This window comes from Pararhizobium sp. P1_E7 (assembly GCF_056405855.1).
In genome coordinates, this window is the sequence record NZ_JBFUBH010000003.1 from 37,783 (window position 1) to 56,640 (window position 18,858).

Here is an 18,858-nt window from a genome sequence, read left to right on the forward strand (position 1 = left end):
AGACCCACCACGTGACAGCAGCCATCACGGAAGACGACACGCAGATCGACGCTGCCGGAAAGCCGGGGTTCGTCGCCAACATCGGCAAGATGTCATCTCACGTCGCCTCCTACCTGCAGGCAGTGCCGCTGGCGCTGATCCTCGGGTTCTTTTTTCTGCTGCCGATTTTGACGATCGCCGTCGTCAGCTTCTGGGATTATGACTTCGCCGGTCTCTATCCCGATTTCCTGACCATGAACTACACCGATACGCTTGGTTCCTGGGTGACGTGGAAAACCTATCTCAACACGCTGAAATACACAGTTGTGGTCTGGGGCCTGACATTGCTGATCGGCTTCTGGGTCGCGTATTTCCTGGCGTTCCACATCCGCACGACCACGATGCAGATGGTGCTGTTTCTGGTCTGCACCGTGCCGTTCCTGACGTCGAACATCATCCGGATGATCTCCTGGATCCCGGTGCTGGGACGCAACGGCCTCGTCAATACGACGCTGATCGAGATGGGCGTCATTCCGCAGCCGATCGAATGGCTGCTCTATTCCGATTTTGCCGTCATCCTCGCTATGGTGCATCTGAACACGCTGTTCATGGTGACGCCGATCTTCAACACGCTGATGCGCATCGACCGCTTGCTGATCGAGGCGGCGCGCGATGCCGGCGCCAATGGCCGACAGATCCTCTGGAACGTCATCATACCGCTGGCAAAACCCGGCATCGCCATCGGCTCCATCTTCGTCGTCACGCTGGTCATGGCGGATTTTTCCACGGTGCAGGTGATGTCCGGCGGGCAGAGCGCTTCGGTGGCGCTGATGATGAAGAACCAGATGTCGCTGCTGCAATATCCGGCCGCCGCCGCCAATGCCGTGGTGCTTCTGATCGTCGTGCTCCTGATGGTCGCCGCCATCCTGCGCGTCGTCGATATCCGCAAGGAGCTTTGAGATGAGCCACGAAAAACGCACCCTCGAATTCTATGTTCTGGCAGCCTTCTTCACACTCTTTGTGCTGTTCCTCTACGGGCCGCTATCGGCCGTTTTCATCCTGTCCTTCCAGGGGCCGGACGGAGGGCTGACGTTTCCGCTCAATGGCGTGTCCGTGCATTGGTTCTTCAACCTGTTCGAACAGCAGGCCGTCGGCGATTTCGGGGCGTCCTTCAAGCGCTCCTTCACGCTCGGCCTGATGGTGATGATCGTCAACGTCGTCGTATCACTGCTCGCCGGTCTTGCCTTTCGCCGCAAGTTCAAGGGATCGACGGTGCTGTTCTACCTGACGGTCGCCAGCCTTGTGGTGCCGTCGATCATCATCTCGCTTGGCATCGGCGTCGTGTTCCAGCAGTTCGGCCTGAAGCCCGCCTGGTATTCCTCGGCTTTTGGCGCGCACCTGACCTGGACTTTGCCCTTCGGCGTGCTGATCATGTTTGCGGTCTTCAATCGCTTCTCGCCAGCCTATGAGGAGGCGGCGCGCGATCTCGGCGCAACTTCGTGGCAAACGTTCCGTCATGTGGTTCTGCCGATGATCGCCCCCAGCCTGATCGGCGTTGGCCTGTTCGGCTTTACGCTCTCCTATGATGAATTTGCCCGCACACTGATGACATCGGGCACCTACAATACCCTTCCGCTGGAAATCTACGGGATGACGACCAATGTCACGACGCCGGTGCTCTACGCGCTCGGCACGGTCACCACGCTCTTCTCCTTCTCGATCATCCTTTTGGCGCTCGCGATCATTCTGGGGCTGCGCCGCCGCCAGGCGAAAGCGGTCTGATCCCGCATGCGCACCTCGCTAGGCCAGAATATTGCCTTCAATTTCAAGGCCGACGAGCACGTGCTTGAGAGATTGATTCCGCCTTGCTTCAAGCATCGCTTTATGTCCGTCATCAATCCAGCCCGCCGGAATACGGGCATGGCCGGCGCGCGGCGGCGTCTCCGCCGTCGTGAAAACAGCGGCACGATATCCTGCGGCGATGCGGGCTGACTGGTTTAGGACCTTGAAGGCTGCCAGTACCACCTGTCCCGGCAGGAACCCTCACGTCGGGAAAGCCAGGCAGAAGGCTCTTGACACCGGGCAACATTGTCCCGCTCATCTGCCCGCTGAGAAAACCGGGTGGACGAAGATCAAGGCAGGCGATGAGCGGATATGATGCAGATGTGATCATTGTCGGGGCCGGCTTTGCTGGTCTTTCGGCGGCTGAAGCGCTGGTCTCGGCTGGTCTCGATGTCATCGTGCTCGAAGCGCGCGACCGCGTTGGCGGGCGGGTTGAGGCAGACGCTTTTGCCGATGGTGTGTGGATGGACACCGGCGGGCAGTTCATCTGCGACGAGATGCCCAATGTGATGGCACTGACGCGGCGGTTCGGTTTGCCGCTGGCGGAAACGCCGATGGAAGGGGCCTTGCTGGTCCGGCCGCAGGCTTTTGCCGGGGACGGTTCGTCCTTCGCGGAGGCCGGCCGTATCCGTGCCCGTGCCAACAGGATCGACCCGGGCGATCCGGAGATTGCCGGCGTGACTGCGGGCGAATGGCTTGCCCGCCAAAGCGATCCGCCGGGCGCAAAAGCCAGCTATCAGGCGATGGTCCAGGGGCTCTGGTGCCGGCCGATCGGCGAGATTCCGCTCTGGTACCTGATCGACAATGACCGGCGCACGATCAGCAATGGCAACGAGCTGCAATATTTTGCCGAAGGCACGATCCATGCAGCGGCCGTGGCTCTGGCGGCAACGCTTGGTCAGCGCTTGCGGCTGGGAACACCCGTCGTCCGCATAACGCGCGCAGACGGTTCGGTATCGGTAACGACCGGTAAAGGCGAGATGCTTTCGGCGCGGCAGGTGATCATCGCCGTGCCGCCGGTGATGGCGTCGCGCATTGCGCATCGGCCTGATCTGCCCAAGTCGCTTGCCGACGCACTCGGCGCCTGGAAGAGCGGAACGGTGATCAAGGCGCTGGTCCGCTACGAGCGGCCGTTCTGGCGCGATCGCGGTTTGAGCGGAATGGTCGTGTGGCGCGATACGCTCGGGCTTTTTGCCTGCGATGTCAGCAGCGCACAGGCGACGGCGCTGGTCGTGTTCGTAGGCGGCCCGCTCGCCGCCGTATGGAGCGCGAAGGGGAGTGCATTCATCGAGGCCGACATTCGCGCGCGGTTGATCGAAGCCCTGGGTGAATCCGCGGCCGATGTCACCGGTCTGCTGATCCGCGACTGGGTTGGCGATCCCTGGAGCGGCGGGGGCTATAGTGATGTGATCACCGATCTTCAGGCCTATGATGCCGAAGATATTCTCCGCGCCGGTGTGCCGCCGGTTCACTTTGCCTCATCGGAGCTGGCCTCGTCGTTTCCGGCCTATATCGAAGGTGCCATCATCGCCGGCCGTGAGGCGGCGGCCCGTGTGATCGGGGCGGCCCGATCAGCCAGCGCCACCGGCGCATCCGGACGGTAGGCGGCCGCATCGCCCAGCACGAAGGTGATCGTGCTATTTATCCAGTTCCGGATAAACCCGGTCGAGAAAGCCGGGACGCAGTTTCTCGCCTATCAGGCAGTCGGTGGATGGGTTGCTCTGAACCGGGACAATCTGCGCCGCCGGCCTCGCGCGGCTGACCTCCATGACCAGTTTCTGACGGATGGCAACGGCGAAATCTTCCGGCTGATGGACCGGCAGAACGAAAGAGCCGGGGCCGCCRATAACGCAATCGGCATAGTACCGGTCAAGCGAACCCGCACCGCCGGAGGGGCGGATGAGAATGGCAAGGCCGTTGATGGTGATACCACCGGCAACGGCTGCGTCGCGGGCCGGATTGACCGGAGGCCCCAGATTGTTCGGCCCGTCACCGGAGACGTCGACGACGTGGCGCAACGCTTGGTAGGGACTGGCGGCCATGAGTTTCGATGCAAACGAGATGGCATTGGAAATCGACGTGCCGCGGCGGGTAAATACGGGCCGGGAGGCAAGTTGCTCGGCCAGTGCTGCGGCATCATTTGCGTCGTCGATCAGCTGCCAGCCGACCACGGAGGTTTCATTGACGCTGCCGGCCCATTCGAAATAGCTGATAGCGATTCGGCCGTTGAGGCCCGCGGTGACCGCGTTGATGAAATCCGGATGGCGCAAAGCTTCGACATAGCCCATGCGCTGCACGCGCGCCTCTTCCAGATCCATCGAGCCTGACATATCGACGGCAAGCACCAGCGCGACATCGACTGGTGCCGTGCCGGCCGCCGGCGTCGCGACTGGCGTGCTTGAAAGCGCAAAAAGCAGCGCAAGCGTAGTGAGCATCGTGTCATCCAATCACTGCTGCGGATCGTATGAAACTGAAATGTAACATAACTCGGACGTTCCGTGACCGTTCCATAACCGTTCGAGACGCCGACGAGTTCAACAATCGGTGATTTGTATCGGTTGTCACCATGTGGTGAAACTGGCAATTGACTGGAGTGAGCCTGCAATGCTTCTGAAAAATGACACCGACGCGGTCATTCTCGACCGGTTGCAGCAAGCAGCGTTTGGGTACTTTCTTGACTTCGTTAATCCTGAAAACGGCTTGATTGCCGATACCTCGCTGCCGGGTGCGCCATCGAGTATCGCCGCGACCGGATTCGGACTTTCCGCCTATCCTGCCGGCGTTGAGCGAGGATGGATCAGCCGGCAGGACGCCGCGGCAAGAACGCTGACAACCTTGCGGTTCTTTGCCGGAAGCCTGCAAAGCCGCAACAAGGAGGCCACCGGCTACAAAGGGCTCTACTACCACTTTCTCGACATGAAAACGGGTTTGCGGACATGGCGCAGCGAGCTTTCGCTGATCGACAGCGCGCTTCTGGTTGCCGGCATGATAACCGCGGCCGGGTATTTCAACCACGACAATGAAGTCGAGACCGAGATCAGGTCCCACGCCGATATGCTCTATGCCCGGGCTAACTGGACCTGGGCGCTGGACGGCAAGGGGGCCTTTTGGCTGGGGTGGAAGCCGAGGACGGGGTTTCTGCCCTATCACTGGAAATCCTACAGTGAAGCGATCATTCTCTACACGCTCGCTTTGGCCTCTCCGTCCTATCCAATCGACAAGGACAGTTATGACGGCTTTGCGAGCAAGTTCGACTGGATGACCGTGAACGACAAGCCGTTCCTCTATGCCGGCCCGCTCTTCATCCACTTGTTTTCACACGCGTGGATTGATTTCAGGGATATCCGCGATGCCGCCATGGCGGCACATGATACGGATTATTTCGAAAACACCCGGCGCGCCATTGCCGTCCAGCGCGATTATGCGATTGCCAATCCCGGCAACTTTACAGGCTACGGCGCCGACGCATGGGGGCTGACATCCTGCGACGGTCCGCTGCGTCCGCGGCGCCTGCACGATGGACGGCGCCAGCAGTTTGCCGGTTACGCCGCGCGCGGTGCGCCGCTCGGACCGGATGACGGCACGATTGCGCCGTGGGCGCCGCTTGCATGCCTGCCGTTCGAGCCGAGGGCCGCGATGTCGGCAACGCGGCATATCCTCTCAAGCTATCCCGATGTGGTCGCGGCAGGACGTTTTGTCGGCAGTTTCAATCCGAGCGTTCCCGGCAAGACGGCGGAGGGCTGGCTCAACGACCGCAGCGTTGGTCTTGACCAGGGGCTCTTGGTGATGATGATCGAGAACTATCGCAGCGGCCTGTATTGGGACATGCTGCGCCAATCGCCGGTTATCCGGCGCGGCCTCAGACGGGCGGGCTTTTCCGGCGGCTGGCTTTGAGGTAAACGGGCTGCCAGGAGACAATGGGCGCCCCTTTGGACGAGAACCGAGATTCAGGCCGTATTCGAGATGCCGACGGACAGCAGGCAGAGGTTGCCATGGCCTGGCAGGCGGAGCATTTTCCGCAGGTCGCCGTGTCTCTCGGGCTGCAGGACAGCGATTTTCTGCCCGTGACTGACGCATGGCGTCGTGATGGAACTATGGTCGAGTGCCTGCTCGACTATCAGAACCGCTTTGCAACCGGCATGGATGACCGCGTAAGAGGCGCTCATCTGATCGCGTTCTACAGCCACCATCTCAGCATAGCGGCTGCCGCAGTCTATTTGCGGACAGGTCTGGTTCCCGACCTGCGCCCGGATAGTCTGGCGATCCGGTTCGAGCCTTTCGTTCAAAACGGTCTCGTTTCCCCTGGGGAAACCGGCCCATCCGATGTCCGCCGCTTTCATTTCCGCTTCGGGTGCAGTTTGCCCAGTCATGATCGGGCGTCACTCTTTCACGATGTGCTCGTCGAAAGCTTCAATCCGGTGATCGGCGCGCTGCAAGCCCGCACCAGCCTGTCTCCCGGCGCGCAATGGCGGCTGGTGGCCGATGGCATTGCGGGTGCTTTTCTGGAGGTCGGCTCAGCCTTGGGCGAAGAGGATCGCGCGATGACCGCAGCCCTTGCCATCATCAACAGGGCGGGATCGCCGCTCTTCTCCGAGGCGGCGCGCTATACGAAGATCACCGCCGTTTTTAAGGGCGTTCCAACTGAGCGCAACTTCCGTCTAAGGGGTGGCTGCTGTCTCTACTATCGAACAGAGGGCGGGGATTTTTGCGATGTCTGCGTGCTTCTCGATGGTCAGACGCAAAAAGACCGCCTGCGCGCCCATATCGAGCGTGCCGGCGGTCTGTGATGGCGTTGCCGCGCAAAGGTGCCTTGCGCGGCGATGATTGAGGAGGCTCAGGCCGATTTCAAAAACCGCTCATTCAGGTAGCCCGAGATCACGCCGAGCACGATCCAGAACGCCAGCGTGGTTGCCAGGGCTGCGACTGCGAATTCCGCGCCGAGAACGGCCGGAACCGGGCTTGAAATATCCGACGGCTGCGGCGCACCATAGGCATGCGGCGCGGCAAGCAGAGCAAGACCGATGACCTTGGCGGGGATCTCACTACGCAACACGATCAGATAGAGGCCGGCCACGGAGAGTGCGATCGTTGCAATCCACCAAATCTGCCGGTCGTGAAGATCGGCGGCAGGAAAGCCCGGTAATTCCGGCGGCAGGCCGATGGCGGGCAGGAGGTGGACCGCCAGCCAGCCGCAGGCGCCCCACAGCGCGCCGTTGCGCAGGGTAATCGGATGGTTGAAGACAAGGCTGGCGCCCGCGAGCAAGAGGCTAAAGCCTGCGCCCGCCACCAGATTGGCGAACAGCGTACCGGAGAACCGGCTCATGCCGAACATGATGCCGCCCTCGTCTTCGTGCTCGCCCTCATGGGCGTAGGCGGGCGTAATCGGTGAGAGTGCCGACAGCATCTCGCCGATCAGCGAGGAACGGCCGAGTGAGGAGTGCTGCTGCTCGCCTTGCGTGCCGGCCGGTTGTTCAGCAGCGGGTTCCTTTGCTTCATATTCCTCGGCATGAAGGATGAGCGGGACCACCCGCAATTCCTGCGCGGCTGTCATGAAGACGCCCGCGATCAATCCGGCCACCAATGCGGCCAGAAGTGTTTTGACAATCATTTGATACCCCTAAACTCAAGCGGAGCAGATCAGTGCTCGCACGCTTGCTATGTTTCGATTTCCCACGGCAAAGGCCGCCCGATGCCAAGGCATGGGCGCAATCCACCGTCGCGCGATTTCCATAGGAAACCCGCAATGCTACTCGTCGATAGAGTGCGGAAAGCGCAGAGCCTTCCACGGCCCTACATCAGTGGCAGGGGAAGCCGTAGGAATGGCGAACGTCGTGAGCGGTATCGTGCAGCACGGCGGAATTGGCAAGGCCGGCACCGAAAACCAAAAATCCGCCGATCAAAAGGGCGAGAATAGCGGTCGTGATGCGGTCGTTGAGGGAAAGCGGGACGCTCGAAACTGTAGTCGTAGCCATGACAACCTCCGTGATGGCGCGTGGGAAATATCCCACCAATTGGGCACCATGCCCTTCATCAACCGGCAGGTTTCCTGGCTCGCGGCGTCAGGCGCTTTCACGCCAAGGAGCCTGTCTCGCCTTCCCGTGGCAGGGACCCAAGGTCCGTCACCACAGTGGCTTTTACCGGCTCAATGCACCGGCATGACACGCTCTGACCGCTCTACAGTCGCGGGGTCGGCCGTGATAGAGATGCCCAGAATGGGTCCACCCGTCACGTTCCCATTTACTCCCCGAAAGCGCCTCGCTCCCAGGGAACCAATTGATCCGTCAATGATTATGCTGTCGCGCCGGTCATGTCAATTCGGAGCTGCGACGCCCCATGCCGCATTGGCGTTGCTGTTTTTTGGCGTTCGCTCGCACTTACCGTTCCGAATTCCATGCCGCGAATGCAAGCTTTTTGCTTGAAATGACACCGAATGGTTGCTTGCATTACCGATTGCAAGTCGCGATGAGTGAAACAATAGTTCTTTAGGAACCTTGGTGCAGGATAGCGCCAACGCTGATGTGCGAAGTGTCCTCACAGAGAGAACCATGAAGGCGGCGAGGTCCGAACAGGAATTCCAGAATATTCTTCGCCGTTTGGGACTTGCGCTTGATGCATCTCAAATCGGTGTGTGGGAGCACGATACCAAAAAGGATGAAGTCGTCTGGGATTTGCAGATGCACCGGCTTTACGGAACCGGCAAGACGCAAAAACGCGTCAAGGCAGAAGTATGGGTGAATGCGATTCATCCGGATGATCTCGCGCAAGCCCAGGCCGATTTCGATCGGGCGATTGTCGCCAAGGATGTCTATTCTTCGGAATACCGGATCATTCTACCGGATGGCGAAACCCGCTATCTTCGTTCACGCGCGCATTGCTTCGAGGAAGACGGCAACATCACCTTCATCGGGGTCGAATGGGATGTGACGGCGGATGTGCTGCTCAACCGCGAACTGCTGCGGCAGAAGGCGATCGCGGAGGCGCGTGCAGTTGCTCTTGAGGCAAGTACCCAGCGGATCGAATATGCGGCCGAGCACGATTATCTGACGGGGCTTCCCAACCGCCGCTTCTTCGACCGGCGATTGGCGGAGCTTGCCGGGGATGCCGGACCTGAAAAGCTGGCGATCCTGCATATCGGTCTGGACCGGTTCAAGCAGATCAATGACGCCGCCGGCCATGCGACCGGCGACGAGGTTTTGAAATCCTGCGCCAGGCGGATTGAACAAGGCGTGCCGAAGAACGCGTTCGTTGCGCGCGTCAGCGGCGATGAATTCGCGGTTCTGATTGCAAACTTCGTCTCACTGGATGATCTCAAAATCCGTGCCGAGCGGCTGACGAAGCAATTGAAACAGTCGGTCTGGCACGATGACGAGGTCTTGCGCGTCGGGGGGTCGATCGGTGTCGCCGCTGCCAGTGGCCGCAACATAGCCAGCCTGCTGGCGCAGTCCGACATTGCCCTGCACCGCGCAAAGAGGCTCGGCAGGGGACGGGTCGAGGTGTACTCGGCACAGCTGAAGGCCCAGCTCAACAATGAACAGCGCGTTGGCAGGCAACTCGCCCATGGACTGGAGAAAGGGGAGTTCATTCCCTACTATCAGGCCCAGGTCGATGCGCGGACCCGGCGCATCGTCGGGGTGGAGGTTCTGGCCCGCTGGCACCATCCGAAGCGCGGTTTGCTGCTGCCGGGCGAATTCATCAAGGTTGCGGGCAATCTCGGCCGACTGGACGATCTCGATGCTGAAATATTGAAGGCGGCGCTGAAAGATCGCCAGACCTGGATGCGGCAGGGCGTGCATGTTCCCCGCATCGCGGTGAACGTATCAGCCGCCCGTCTGTCGGATCCGCATTTGATCGATGAACTGCGGCATCTGGATGTTCAGCCGGACATGCTGTCATTCGAGTTGCTGGAAACCATTTTCCTCGACGACAGCGAGGATGACGTGTTTTTCAATGTCGCCGGTCTGAAGGCCATGGGCATCGACATCGAGATCGATGATTTTGGCTCCGGTCACGCCTCGATCATCGGGTTGGTGAAGCTGAAACCGCGACGGATGAAGATCGACCGGCAGCTGGTTTTGCCGATCACGACGTCGCGCGAACAGAAGCGCTTGTTGCGCTCGATCATCGACATCGCCAAGGCGCTCAATATCGAGGTCATTGCCGAAGGCGTCGAGACGGTGGCGCACGCCAAACTGCTGACACGCCTCGGCTGCGATGTCCTGCAGGGTTATGCGATCTCCTATCCGGTCCCGGCCGCCGAGATGCTGGCGCAGTTGAGGCAGGACCGGCAACTGGGTCTTGCCGAGCAGCACCGGGAGCGGCGGCCCTTCCTTATCCCGACGGTCCCAAAAGATCCTGCATGGCGCCGATGATGCGGCGGTGCTGGTGGGCGTGGCGTGTGCGGATGCTGGTGGCGGCATAGACCGCCTGTTGGATGGTAGGGGCGTCTGCGACCGGAAAGGCGGCGCGTTCGCCTTCAAGCCGCAAGGCGGTGCCGCCTGTCACGTAGGCAGCGCCTCCCAGCGTTTTCAGGAGCCCGGTTATGGCGATGTTCTGTCCCGATGCCAGCGGGGCTGCCGAAAGCTGCGGCAGGGCCAGCCTGTGCGCGCGATCGAAAGCCGGTGAATAGACGGCTTGAATATAAGTTTCGGGCAGCAATTCGCCGACCGTTTTCGCCGTGGTGGCGACCAGCGTATAGGTCATTTCGCCGATGCGCTCGTAGTGAAGATCCGGCAGGTAGTGGGGCGTGTAGAGGATGGCGAGATCGAGATCGCCGGCGGCGAGATCGCGGTTCATCTGGTTGGAATAATCGGCCTCCATATAGATCGAGGTGGCCGGCAATTCCGCGCGAATGGCTGATAGCCATTTTCCGGCAAAGGCTTCGGCCAGGTCATGCTGGATGCCGAGCCGCATCGAACGTTCATAGGTTCCGGCGTTCTCGACCGCCCGCGTCGCCTCGTGCCACTGATGCTGCAGCGCCTTGGCGTGATCGAGAAACCGCAGGCCGGATGCCGTCGGCACGGTGCCGCCCTTGTTGCGGGTGAAGAGCTTGCGGTTGAACTGTGCCTCCAGCGCCTTGACGCGGTGGGAGACCGTTGATTGCGTGATGTTCAACCGATCCGCCGTCCGATTGAAACTGCGGGTTTCCATAAGGTCGAGGAAGGTTTCGATGAGGTCGATCTGCATTCCCAATTCCCTCATTCACGCCGATGCTTGCCCCTCACCCTAGCCCTCTCCCCGCATGCGGGGAGAGGGGACGACGGATTTTGCCGCAACTTCCGCCGATACCCGATAGACGGATGTGGAAGGTGCGGCATATCCCTTCTCCCCGCGAGCGGGGAGAAGGTGGCCGACAGGCCGGATGAGGGGCTGTTACATTTCAATCTAATCGAATTCTTCGATCAATAAAGCAAAATCTGACCGCTTGATGCCGGCCCGCATCGTTGCCAAAACTGAACCCAAACAAGGGAACAGACATGTCGAATTTGCCGTCTTATGCACGCGTCGTGATCATCGGGGGAGGTGCGGTCGGCGCCTCCGCGCTCTACCATCTGGCCAAGGCGGGATGGACGGACTGCGTGCTTCTGGAAAAGAACGAGCTGACGGCCGGTTCGACATGGCATGCTGCCGGCAACGTGCCGACATTTTCGTCTTCCTGGTCGATCATGAACATGCAGCGCTATTCGGCCTCGCTTTACCGCGAACTGGGCGAATTGGTCGATTATCCGATGAATTATCACGTCACCGGTTCGATCCGGCTTGGCCATTCGAAGGAGCGGCTGCAGGAGTTCAAGCGCGTCGTCGGCATGGGCCGCTATCAGGGCATGGACCTCGATATCCTGTCGCCCGACCAGATCAAGTCGAGATATCCGTTCCTGGAAACCCATGACCTGACCGGCGCGCTCTACGATCCCTATGACGGCGATATCGACCCGGCGCAGCTGACGCAGGCGCTGGCAAAGGGTGCCCGTGACATGGGTGCGAAAATCTTCCGCTTCTGTCCAGCCACCGGCGCCCGCCGGGAAAACGAGGAGTGGATCATTTCCACGCCGCAAGGCGACATCCGCTGCGAATATGTCGTCAATGCCGCCGGTTACTACGCCCGCGAAGTGGGCAAATGGTTCGGCCGCGATGTGCCGATGATGGTGATGAGCCATCAGTACATGCTGTTTGAGGAAATTCCGGAGCTGGCCGCATGGTCGAAGGAGGCAGGGCACAAGCTGCCGCTGCTGCGCGATGTCGACAGTTCCTATTACCTGCGCCAGGAAAAGACCGGGATGAACCTTGGTCCCTATGAGAAGAATTGCAAGGCACACTGGATCACCCCGGATGATCCGATGCCGGAGGATTTTTCGTTCCAGCTTTTCCCCGACGATCTGGAGCGGCTGGAATGGTACCTGAACGATGCCGTCGAGCGCGTGCCGATCCTCGGCACCGCCGGCCTGTCGCGGATGATCAACGGTCCGATCCCCTACGCGCCGGATGGCAACCCGCTGATCGGTCCGATGCCGGGTGTTCCGAATGCATTCGAGGCCTGCGTCTTCACCTTCGGCATCTGCCAGGCGGGCGGCGCTGGCAAGGTACTGGCCGAATGGGTGACTGAGGGGCAGACGGAGTGGGACATGTGGTCCTGCGATCCGCGGCGTTTCACCAGCTTTGCCGATCAGGACTATTGCATCGCCAAGGGCATGGAAATCTATGGCCATGAATATGCCATGCATTTTCCGAAGCACGCCTGGCCTGCCGGACGCAACAAGAAGCTGTCGCCGATCCATGACCGGATTGCAGCCCTCGGTGCGCAGTTCAAGCCTTACAATGGCTGGGAGCGCGCCAATTGGTACGCCAAGCCGGGCGACGACCTCTCGGAGGGGGCGACGCAGACCTGGAACCGGGCAGGACCGTGGCAGAAACGCATCGAAGAGGAATGCCTGGCAGTGACGCAGGCTGCCGGTATTCTCGATCTTCCCGGCTTCTCCCGTTACCGGCTGAAGGGCGAGGGCGCCCGTGACTGGCTGCTCGGCCTCACCACCGGCAAGGTGCCGAAGCCGGGCCGTATCGGCCTTGCCTATTTCTCCGACGACAAGGGCCGCATCGTCACCGAAATGTCTGTTATGGCGCTGGAGGAAGATTTCTTCTTCCTGATCACCGCAGCGACGGCGCAGTGGCACGATTTCGAGTGGCTGAAAAAACACCTGCCGAAGGATGCCGCTTTCACGCTGGATGATATGACAGAAAGTTTCACCTGCCAGATTCTATCCGGCCCGAAGTCGCGCGACATTCTGGCCGAGGTCTGCGATGCCGACCTTGCCAAGGGCTGGCTGACACATCAGTCCGTGCAGATTGCCGGGCGCTGGTGCCAGCTGGTGCGCGTGTCCTTTGCCGGTGAACTCGGCTGGGAAATCCACACCAAGATCGATGACACAGCCGCAATCTTCGACACGGTCTGGGCGGCGGGCCAGAAACATGGCCTCAAGCCTTTCGGCATGGAGGCGCTGGACTCGCTGCGCATCGAGAAGGGCTATCGGGCCTGGAAGGGTGATCTTTCGACCGATTATACCATCCTGCAGGGCGGGCTGGAGCGCTTCGTCGATTGGGGCAAGGCCGATTTCAAGGGCAAGACGGCGCTGGAGCGCGAGAAGCAGCAGGGCGTCACCAAGCGGTTCGTGACGCTGGTCGTGGATGCCGGTGCGTGCGATGCGCCCTACATGTCGACGCTCTGGCATGCCGGCCAGGTGGTCGGCGAAACGACGTCGGGCAACTGGGGCTACCGCATCGGTAAATCGGTGGCGCTCGGCATGTTGCGTGCCGATCTGGCGGAGCCCGGAACCGAAGTCGAAGTCGAAATCTACGGCGACCGCTTCAAGGCAATTATACAGGCCGATGAGCCGTTGTTCGACCCCAAGAATGAAAGACTGCGCGCATGAGCAAGCCGATCCCCACCAAGGCCCGCGCGGTCATCATCGGCGGCGGCGTGTCCGGCTGTTCTGTTGCCTATCACCTGGCGAAACTCGGCTGGACGGATGTGGTTCTCCTGGAGCGCAAGCAGCTGACGTCGGGCACCACTTGGCATGCCGCAGGCCTGATCGGCCAGCTGCGCGCCTCGCAGAACATGACCCGGCTCGCCAAATATTCGGCCGATCTCTACACCAAGCTCGAGGCCGAGACCGGCATTGGTACGGGCATGCGGCAGTGTGGCTCGATCACCGTGGCGCTGACCGAGGAGCGTAAGCAGGAAATCTACCGTCAGGCTTCGCTTGCCCGCGCCTTCGATGTCGATGTGCGGGAAATCTCGCCGGACGAGGTCAAGGCGATGTATCCGCATCTGAATGTGTCGGATGCGGTTGCCGCCGTGCATCTGCCGCTCGATGGCCAGTGCGATCCGGCCAATATTGCCATGGCCTTGGCCAAGGGCGCCCGGCAGAATGGGGCGACGATCCTTGAAGGCGTCAAGGTGACGGCTGTCCACAAGAAGGACGGCCGGGTGTCGGGCGTCACCTGCGAGCAGAATGGCGAGACGTTCACCATCGAGACCGAGAACGTCGTCAATGCCGCCGGCATGTGGGGCAGGGAGCTTGCCAACATGTCCGGCGTCACCGTGCCGCTGCATGCCTGCGAGCATTTCTACATCGTCACCGAGCCGGTCGCCGGGCTGCAGCGCCTGCCGGTTCTGCGCGTGCCGGACGAGTGCACCTATTACAAGGAGGATGCCGGCAAGATGCTGGTCGGCGCCTTCGAGCTCAAGGCCAAGCCCTGGGGCATGAACGGGATCAGCGAGGACTTCTGCTTCGACCAGCTGCCGGAGGATTTCGATCACTTCGCGCCGATCCTCGAACAGGCGGTCAACCGCATGCCGATGCTGGAAACGGCCGGCATCCACACCTTCTTCAATGGCCCTGAGAGCTTTACGCCAGACGACCGCTACTATCTCGGCGAGGCACCGGAGCTGAAGGGTTACTGGGTTGCCGCCGGTTACAATTCCATCGGCATCGTCTCTTCCGGCGGTGCCGGCATGGCGCTGGCACAGTGGATGAACGACGGCGAGCCGCCATTCGATCTCTGGGAGGTCGATATCCGCCGGGCGCAGCCGTTCCAGAAGAACCGCACCTATCTCAAGGAACGGGTGACCGAGACGCTCGGCCTGCTCTATGCCGACCATTTCCCCTACCGCCAGATGGCGACGGCACGCGGTGTTCGCCGCTCGCCCTTGCACGAACATCTGAAGGCGCGTGGCGCCGTGTTCGGCGAAGTGGCGGGCTGGGAGCGGGCGAACTGGTTTGCCAAACCAGGCCAGGAGCGTGAATACAAATACAGCTGGAAGCGGCAGAATTGGTTCGACAACCAGCGCGAGGAACATCTGGCGATCCGGGGTGGCGTCGGCCTGATCGACATGACGTCCTTCGGCAAGATCCGCGTCGAGGGCCGCGATGCGCTGGCCTTCCTGCAAAAGCTTTGTGCCAACCAGCTGGATGTCGCCGCTGGCCGTATCGTTTACACTCAGATGCTCAATGCCCGCGGTGGCATCGAGAGCGACCTGACCGTCACCCGGCTTTCGGAAACGGCGTTCCTGCTGGTCGTGCCGGGCGCCACACTTCAGCGCGACCTTGCCTGGCTGCGCAAGCATATCGCCGATGAGTTCGTCGTCGTCACCGATATCACTGCCTCGGAATCGGTGCTCTGCGTCATGGGGCCGAAGGCGCGCGAGCTGATGCAAAAGGTCAGCCCCAACGATTTCTCCAACGCCGCCCATCCATTTGGCACAGCGCGCGACATCGAGATCGGCATGGGCCTCGCCCGCGCCCACCGTGTCACCTATGTCGGCGAACTCGGCTGGGAGCTTTATGTCTCGACCGACCAGGCGGCACATGTGTTCGAGACGCTGGAAGAGGCGGGGGCGGATATCGGCCTGAAACTCTGCGGCATCCATACGCTCGATAGCTGCCGCATCGAAAAGGCCTTCCGCCATTTCGGCCATGACATCACCGATGAGGATCATGTGCTGGAAGCCGGTCTTGGTTTTGCCGTGCGCACCGCCAAGGGCGAATTTATCGGCCGGGATGCCGTTTTGAAAAAGCAGGAAAGCGGCCTGTCGCGCCGGCTGGTGCAATTCCGCCTCACCGATCCGGAGCCGCTTTTGTTCCACAACGAGGCGGTGGTCCGCGACGGCAGGATCGTCGGGACGATCACCTCGGGCAACTACGGTCACCATCTCGGCGGCGCGATCGGCCTGGGCTATGTGCCCTGCAGGGGCGAGAGCGAAGCGGATGTGCTGGCGTCGAGCTACGAGATCGAGATTGCCGGAACGCGGGTGAAGGCTGAGGCGTCGCTTGTGCCGATGTATGATCCGAAGTCGGAGCGGGTGAAGGCCTAGGCCTTTCGCTCTTGGACAAGAGTTGCCCCTCATCCGCCCTGTCGGGCACCTTCTCCCCGTCAGGACGGGGAGAAGGGACAAGCGGCAAACTCTGTCGTCCCCTCTCCCTGCTTGCGGGGAGAGGGTTAGGGTAAGGGGCTTTTGTCCTCCCGGAAAGAGGGAGCAAAATGTGCTCCCGAGCATTGAGTGCGCGCGCCGGAACGCGATTTTTCCGGTGAAGTCCTTCAGGAGATAAAAGCATGCTCGCGCCCGAACTTTCCAAAAGTGTTGCCGAGGGCGACCGCATCGGCCGGCTCGTCGCGGCCCGCAAGCAGGGTCACGGTCTTGCCCGGCCATTCTACCTGGATGCGGACATTTACGAGCGCGATCTCGAGCGGGTCTTCCGCCGCCACTGGCACTGCGTCGCGCACGAAAGCGTCATCCCGAAGCCGAACGATTTCGAAGTTTTTCGCATGGCCTCCGAGCAGGTGATCCTGACGCGGCATGCGGATGGAACCATTCACGCCATTCTCAATGTCTGCCGCCATCGCGGCGCTGAGGTGTGCACCAAGGACAAGGGCAATGCCCGTGTCTTCGTCTGTCCCTATCATGCCTGGACCTATGGCAATGACGGGGCGCTGAAGGCTGCGCGGCTGATGCCGAAGGACTTCAAGCGCGAGGATCATGGGCTGAAGAAGCTGCATGTGCGTGTGGTTGAAGGTCTTGTGTTCATTTCCTTTGCCGAAAATCCGCTGGATTTCACGGAAGTCGAAAATCTGCTGCATGCCACTTGCGGCCAGTATGGCTGGGGCCAGGCCAAAGTCGCCTACCGGCAGAGCTATCCGGTCGACGCCAACTGGAAGCTGGCGGTCGAAAATTATGTCGAGTGCTATCACTGCGGCCCGGCGCATCCTGAATATTCGCAGACCCATGCGCTGGAACAGCCTTTGCACATGATCGAGGCACTGAATGCGGCGATGGAAGAGCGCACCTGCGCGCTCGGCATTCAGGTCGGTTCCGGCGACCATTGGCAGACGTCTGAAAACGGCAAGGAAACCATCCATGCCTTCCGTTATGCGCTCTATGACGGTGTCAAGACCGGCAGCCAGGACGGGTCGCCTCTGGCGCCGTTGATGGGCCGCTTCACTGAATATGACGGCGGTGTCACCTCCGTCCATCTCGGCGGTACGTCCTTCCTGGTCTGCTATCCGGATCACGGCATGATCTACCGCTTCATTCCGAAAGGGCCGGAAGCCTGCGAGATGGAGCTGATCTGGCTGGTCAATGGCGAGGCGGAAGAGGGCGTCGATTACGACCTCGAAAAGCTGAAATGGCTCTGGACGGTGACCACCGACGAGGACAAGTCGATCATCGAACACACCTCGCGCGGCGTGCGCTCGCATTATTTCGTGCCAGGCCCGATCGCGCCGATGGAGCAGAACGAGCTGCGCTATATCAACTGGTATCTCGACGAGATCAGCCGGGCCTGACGGAGACGCGGCGCGTTACTGCGCCGCGACACCGTGTACGTTGGATATCCGCGTCGTCCATTTCGGCGCTGAAGGTTCGATACCGAAGCGGTTCGGGAAAGTGAAGAAGGTGTCGAACGCCTGCTGCCTGCCGGCAGGGACGCGCGCAAGGATCAGGGCCGTGTCTTCTCCGACGGTCTTGCACGTCTCGTTCGGACAATCTTCAAGCCTCACCGTCAGATTGAAATTGGTGAGGTTGGCGGCGCTCCTGTTCAGAACCGTACCGGTGACGCGATAGCTGGTGTCCGGCCGGTTGCGGGTGAACTGCAGTCCTTCCAGCGCTATTTCCTCCGGCAGAATGACCGGACGGTTTTGGGTGAAAGGCGGCGGATCGTTGACGTTACTTTCTGCACCACCTTCCCTCATCCAAATCACGAAAGCCAAAACAAGCCCCAATGCGACGAGAATGCTGAGCACCGGTTCTGCAAAGCGCCGGAAGCGCGACGAACGCATGGCGAAATACACGATCAACAGACCGGCAACCGCAGGAAATATCCAAATCATCGAAGCCCTCCGATTCTCTATATAGGCGGGGCGATGGCGGGAGGGAAGCGGTTCGAATTTGATCCAGCGATTGCCGCGGGTGGCGGAACAAAGCGCCAGATCACCCGTTACTTGCCCGTCGTCCCCGACATGGTTCAATTGTGGAAAGGAAGAGACCAATGGCAGGAAAAGCCCTGGAAGACCTGTTTCACGACATACTCAAGGATGTCTACTACGCAGAACGCAAGATACTGAAGGCTTTGCCGAAAATGGCTAAGGGCGCGCAGAGCCCGAAGCTGAAGGCGGCTTTCGAAAAACACCGCGATGAAACCGAAGGCCAGATCGAACGCCTGCAGCAGGTGTTTGAAATCTTCGGCAAGCGTGCCGTCGGCAAGACCTGCCCGGCCATTGACGGGATCATCGAGGAAGGCGAGGAAATCCTCGATGAATTCAAGGGTTCTCCGGCACTCGATGCCGGCCTTCTGGCCGCAGCGCAGGCCGTGGAGCACTATGAGATGGCCCGCTACGGCACATTGAAGACCTGGGCAACGATGCTGGGCCTCAACGATGCCGTCAAGCTGCTTGACGAAACCCTGCAGCAGGAAGGCAAGACCGATCACGCGTTGTCGGCACTCGCGCAAGCCTCCGTCAATGCGACAGCCCTCAAGAAGGCCGCGTAAT

The 18,858-nt window shown here is 60.7% G+C and carries 16 protein-coding genes and 1 riboswitch; of the genes, 10 read left to right on the forward strand and 6 right to left on the reverse strand.

Features of this window, described 5'->3' with window-relative positions:
- The first annotated feature begins 89 nt into the window (after nucleotides 1–89).
- Together AC1D17_RS04880 and AC1D17_RS04885 are read left to right on the forward strand one after the other, a co-directional pair.
- The gene (locus tag AC1D17_RS04880; RefSeq protein ID WP_477564496.1) at nucleotides 90–938 is read left to right on the forward strand and encodes an ABC transporter permease; all 849 of its coding nucleotides are present in this window, start codon (nucleotides 90–92) and stop codon (nucleotides 936–938) included.
- A gap of 1 nt (nucleotide 939) precedes the next feature.
- Nucleotides 940–1,761, forward strand: coding sequence for an ABC transporter permease (locus AC1D17_RS04885; protein ID WP_477564299.1), 822 nt, complete (start codon nucleotides 940–942; stop codon nucleotides 1,759–1,761).
- An 18-nt stretch (nucleotides 1,762–1,779) separates the two neighbouring features.
- Here the strand turns inward: AC1D17_RS04885 and AC1D17_RS04890 are convergent, their stop codons facing one another.
- The gene (locus AC1D17_RS04890) at nucleotides 1,780–2,004 is read right to left on the reverse strand and encodes a hypothetical protein (RefSeq protein WP_477564300.1); all 225 of its coding nucleotides are present in this window, start codon (nucleotides 2,002–2,004) and stop codon (nucleotides 1,780–1,782) included.
- A 119-nt stretch (nucleotides 2,005–2,123) separates the two neighbouring features.
- Between AC1D17_RS04890 and AC1D17_RS04895 the strand changes: the two genes are divergently transcribed.
- Nucleotides 2,124–3,425: a flavin monoamine oxidase family protein gene (locus tag AC1D17_RS04895; RefSeq protein ID WP_477564301.1), complete on the forward strand. Its 1,302-nt coding sequence runs from the start codon at nucleotides 2,124–2,126 to the stop codon at nucleotides 3,423–3,425.
- Between the two features lie 33 nt (nucleotides 3,426–3,458).
- Here the strand turns inward: AC1D17_RS04895 and AC1D17_RS04900 are convergent, their stop codons facing one another.
- Nucleotides 3,459–4,256, reverse strand: a complete 798-nt coding sequence (locus AC1D17_RS04900) for a DUF1194 domain-containing protein (RefSeq protein ID WP_477564302.1) — start codon at nucleotides 4,254–4,256, stop codon at nucleotides 3,459–3,461.
- A gap of 169 nt (nucleotides 4,257–4,425) precedes the next feature.
- Here AC1D17_RS04900 and AC1D17_RS04905 point away from each other — a divergent pair, with 169 nt between their 5' ends.
- Together AC1D17_RS04905 and AC1D17_RS04910 are read left to right on the forward strand one after the other, a co-directional pair.
- The gene (locus AC1D17_RS04905; protein ID WP_477564303.1) at nucleotides 4,426–5,715 is read left to right on the forward strand and encodes a glucoamylase family protein; all 1,290 of its coding nucleotides are present in this window, start codon (nucleotides 4,426–4,428) and stop codon (nucleotides 5,713–5,715) included.
- Nucleotides 5,716–5,738: 23 nt separating this feature from the next.
- Nucleotides 5,739–6,608 (forward strand): IucA/IucC family C-terminal-domain containing protein, encoded by an 870-nt coding sequence (locus AC1D17_RS04910; protein WP_477564304.1) that lies wholly within the window; start codon nucleotides 5,739–5,741, stop codon nucleotides 6,606–6,608.
- Nucleotides 6,609–6,655: 47 nt separating this feature from the next.
- Here AC1D17_RS04910 and AC1D17_RS04915 read toward each other — a convergent pair whose 3' ends face one another.
- Entirely contained in the window at nucleotides 6,656–7,429 is a 774-nt protein-coding gene (locus tag AC1D17_RS04915; protein WP_477564305.1) for a CbtA family protein, read from the reverse strand.
- A 187-nt stretch (nucleotides 7,430–7,616) separates the two neighbouring features.
- Nucleotides 7,617–7,793 (reverse strand): CbtB domain-containing protein, encoded by a 177-nt coding sequence (locus AC1D17_RS04920; RefSeq protein ID WP_082512317.1) that lies wholly within the window; start codon nucleotides 7,791–7,793, stop codon nucleotides 7,617–7,619.
- Nucleotides 7,794–7,840: 47 nt separating this feature from the next.
- Nucleotides 7,841–8,110, reverse strand: a riboswitch (cobalamin riboswitch).
- A 256-nt stretch (nucleotides 8,111–8,366) separates the two neighbouring features.
- On the opposite strand from AC1D17_RS04920, the gene AC1D17_RS04925 reads away from it, so the two are divergent.
- Nucleotides 8,367–10,190 carry a bifunctional diguanylate cyclase/phosphodiesterase gene (locus AC1D17_RS04925; protein WP_477564306.1) on the forward strand — a complete coding sequence of 608 codons (1,824 nt, stop codon included), beginning with the start codon at nucleotides 8,367–8,369 and terminating at the stop codon, nucleotides 10,188–10,190.
- On the opposite strand, the gene AC1D17_RS04930 is transcribed toward AC1D17_RS04925, so the two are convergent.
- Entirely contained in the window at nucleotides 10,150–11,004 is an 855-nt protein-coding gene (locus AC1D17_RS04930) for a LysR family transcriptional regulator (RefSeq protein ID WP_477564307.1), read from the reverse strand. The two genes, AC1D17_RS04925 and AC1D17_RS04930, sit on opposite strands and share 41 nt — an antisense overlap.
- Nucleotides 11,005–11,294: 290 nt before the next feature.
- Between AC1D17_RS04930 and AC1D17_RS04935 the strand changes: the two genes are divergently transcribed.
- The 3 genes from AC1D17_RS04935 to AC1D17_RS04945 all read left to right on the forward strand — a co-directional run bounded on the left by AC1D17_RS04935 (nucleotide 11,295) and on the right by AC1D17_RS04945 (nucleotide 17,655).
- On the forward strand, nucleotides 11,295–13,742 hold the full coding sequence (locus tag AC1D17_RS04935; protein WP_477564308.1) for a GcvT family protein: 2,448 nt from the start codon (nucleotides 11,295–11,297) through the stop codon (nucleotides 13,740–13,742).
- Complete coding sequence (locus AC1D17_RS04940) at nucleotides 13,739–16,186, forward strand: GcvT family protein (protein ID WP_477564309.1); 2,448 nt, start codon at nucleotides 13,739–13,741, stop codon at nucleotides 16,184–16,186. The genes AC1D17_RS04935 and AC1D17_RS04940 overlap by 4 nt, the downstream gene beginning before the upstream one ends.
- Before the next feature lie 239 nt (nucleotides 16,187–16,425).
- Nucleotides 16,426–17,655 (forward strand): aromatic ring-hydroxylating oxygenase subunit alpha, encoded by a 1,230-nt coding sequence (locus AC1D17_RS04945; RefSeq protein ID WP_477564310.1) that lies wholly within the window; start codon nucleotides 16,426–16,428, stop codon nucleotides 17,653–17,655.
- A 15-nt stretch (nucleotides 17,656–17,670) separates the two neighbouring features.
- Here the strand turns inward: AC1D17_RS04945 and AC1D17_RS04950 are convergent, their stop codons facing one another.
- On the reverse strand, nucleotides 17,671–18,198 hold the full coding sequence (locus AC1D17_RS04950) for a hypothetical protein (protein ID WP_477564311.1): 528 nt from the start codon (nucleotides 18,196–18,198) through the stop codon (nucleotides 17,671–17,673).
- 158 nt (nucleotides 18,199–18,356) lie between these two features.
- Here AC1D17_RS04950 and AC1D17_RS04955 point away from each other — a divergent pair, with 158 nt between their 5' ends.
- Complete coding sequence (locus AC1D17_RS04955) at nucleotides 18,357–18,857, forward strand: YciE/YciF ferroxidase family protein (RefSeq protein WP_477564312.1); 501 nt, start codon at nucleotides 18,357–18,359, stop codon at nucleotides 18,855–18,857.
- The last annotated feature ends 1 nt before the right edge of the window (nucleotide 18,858 follow it).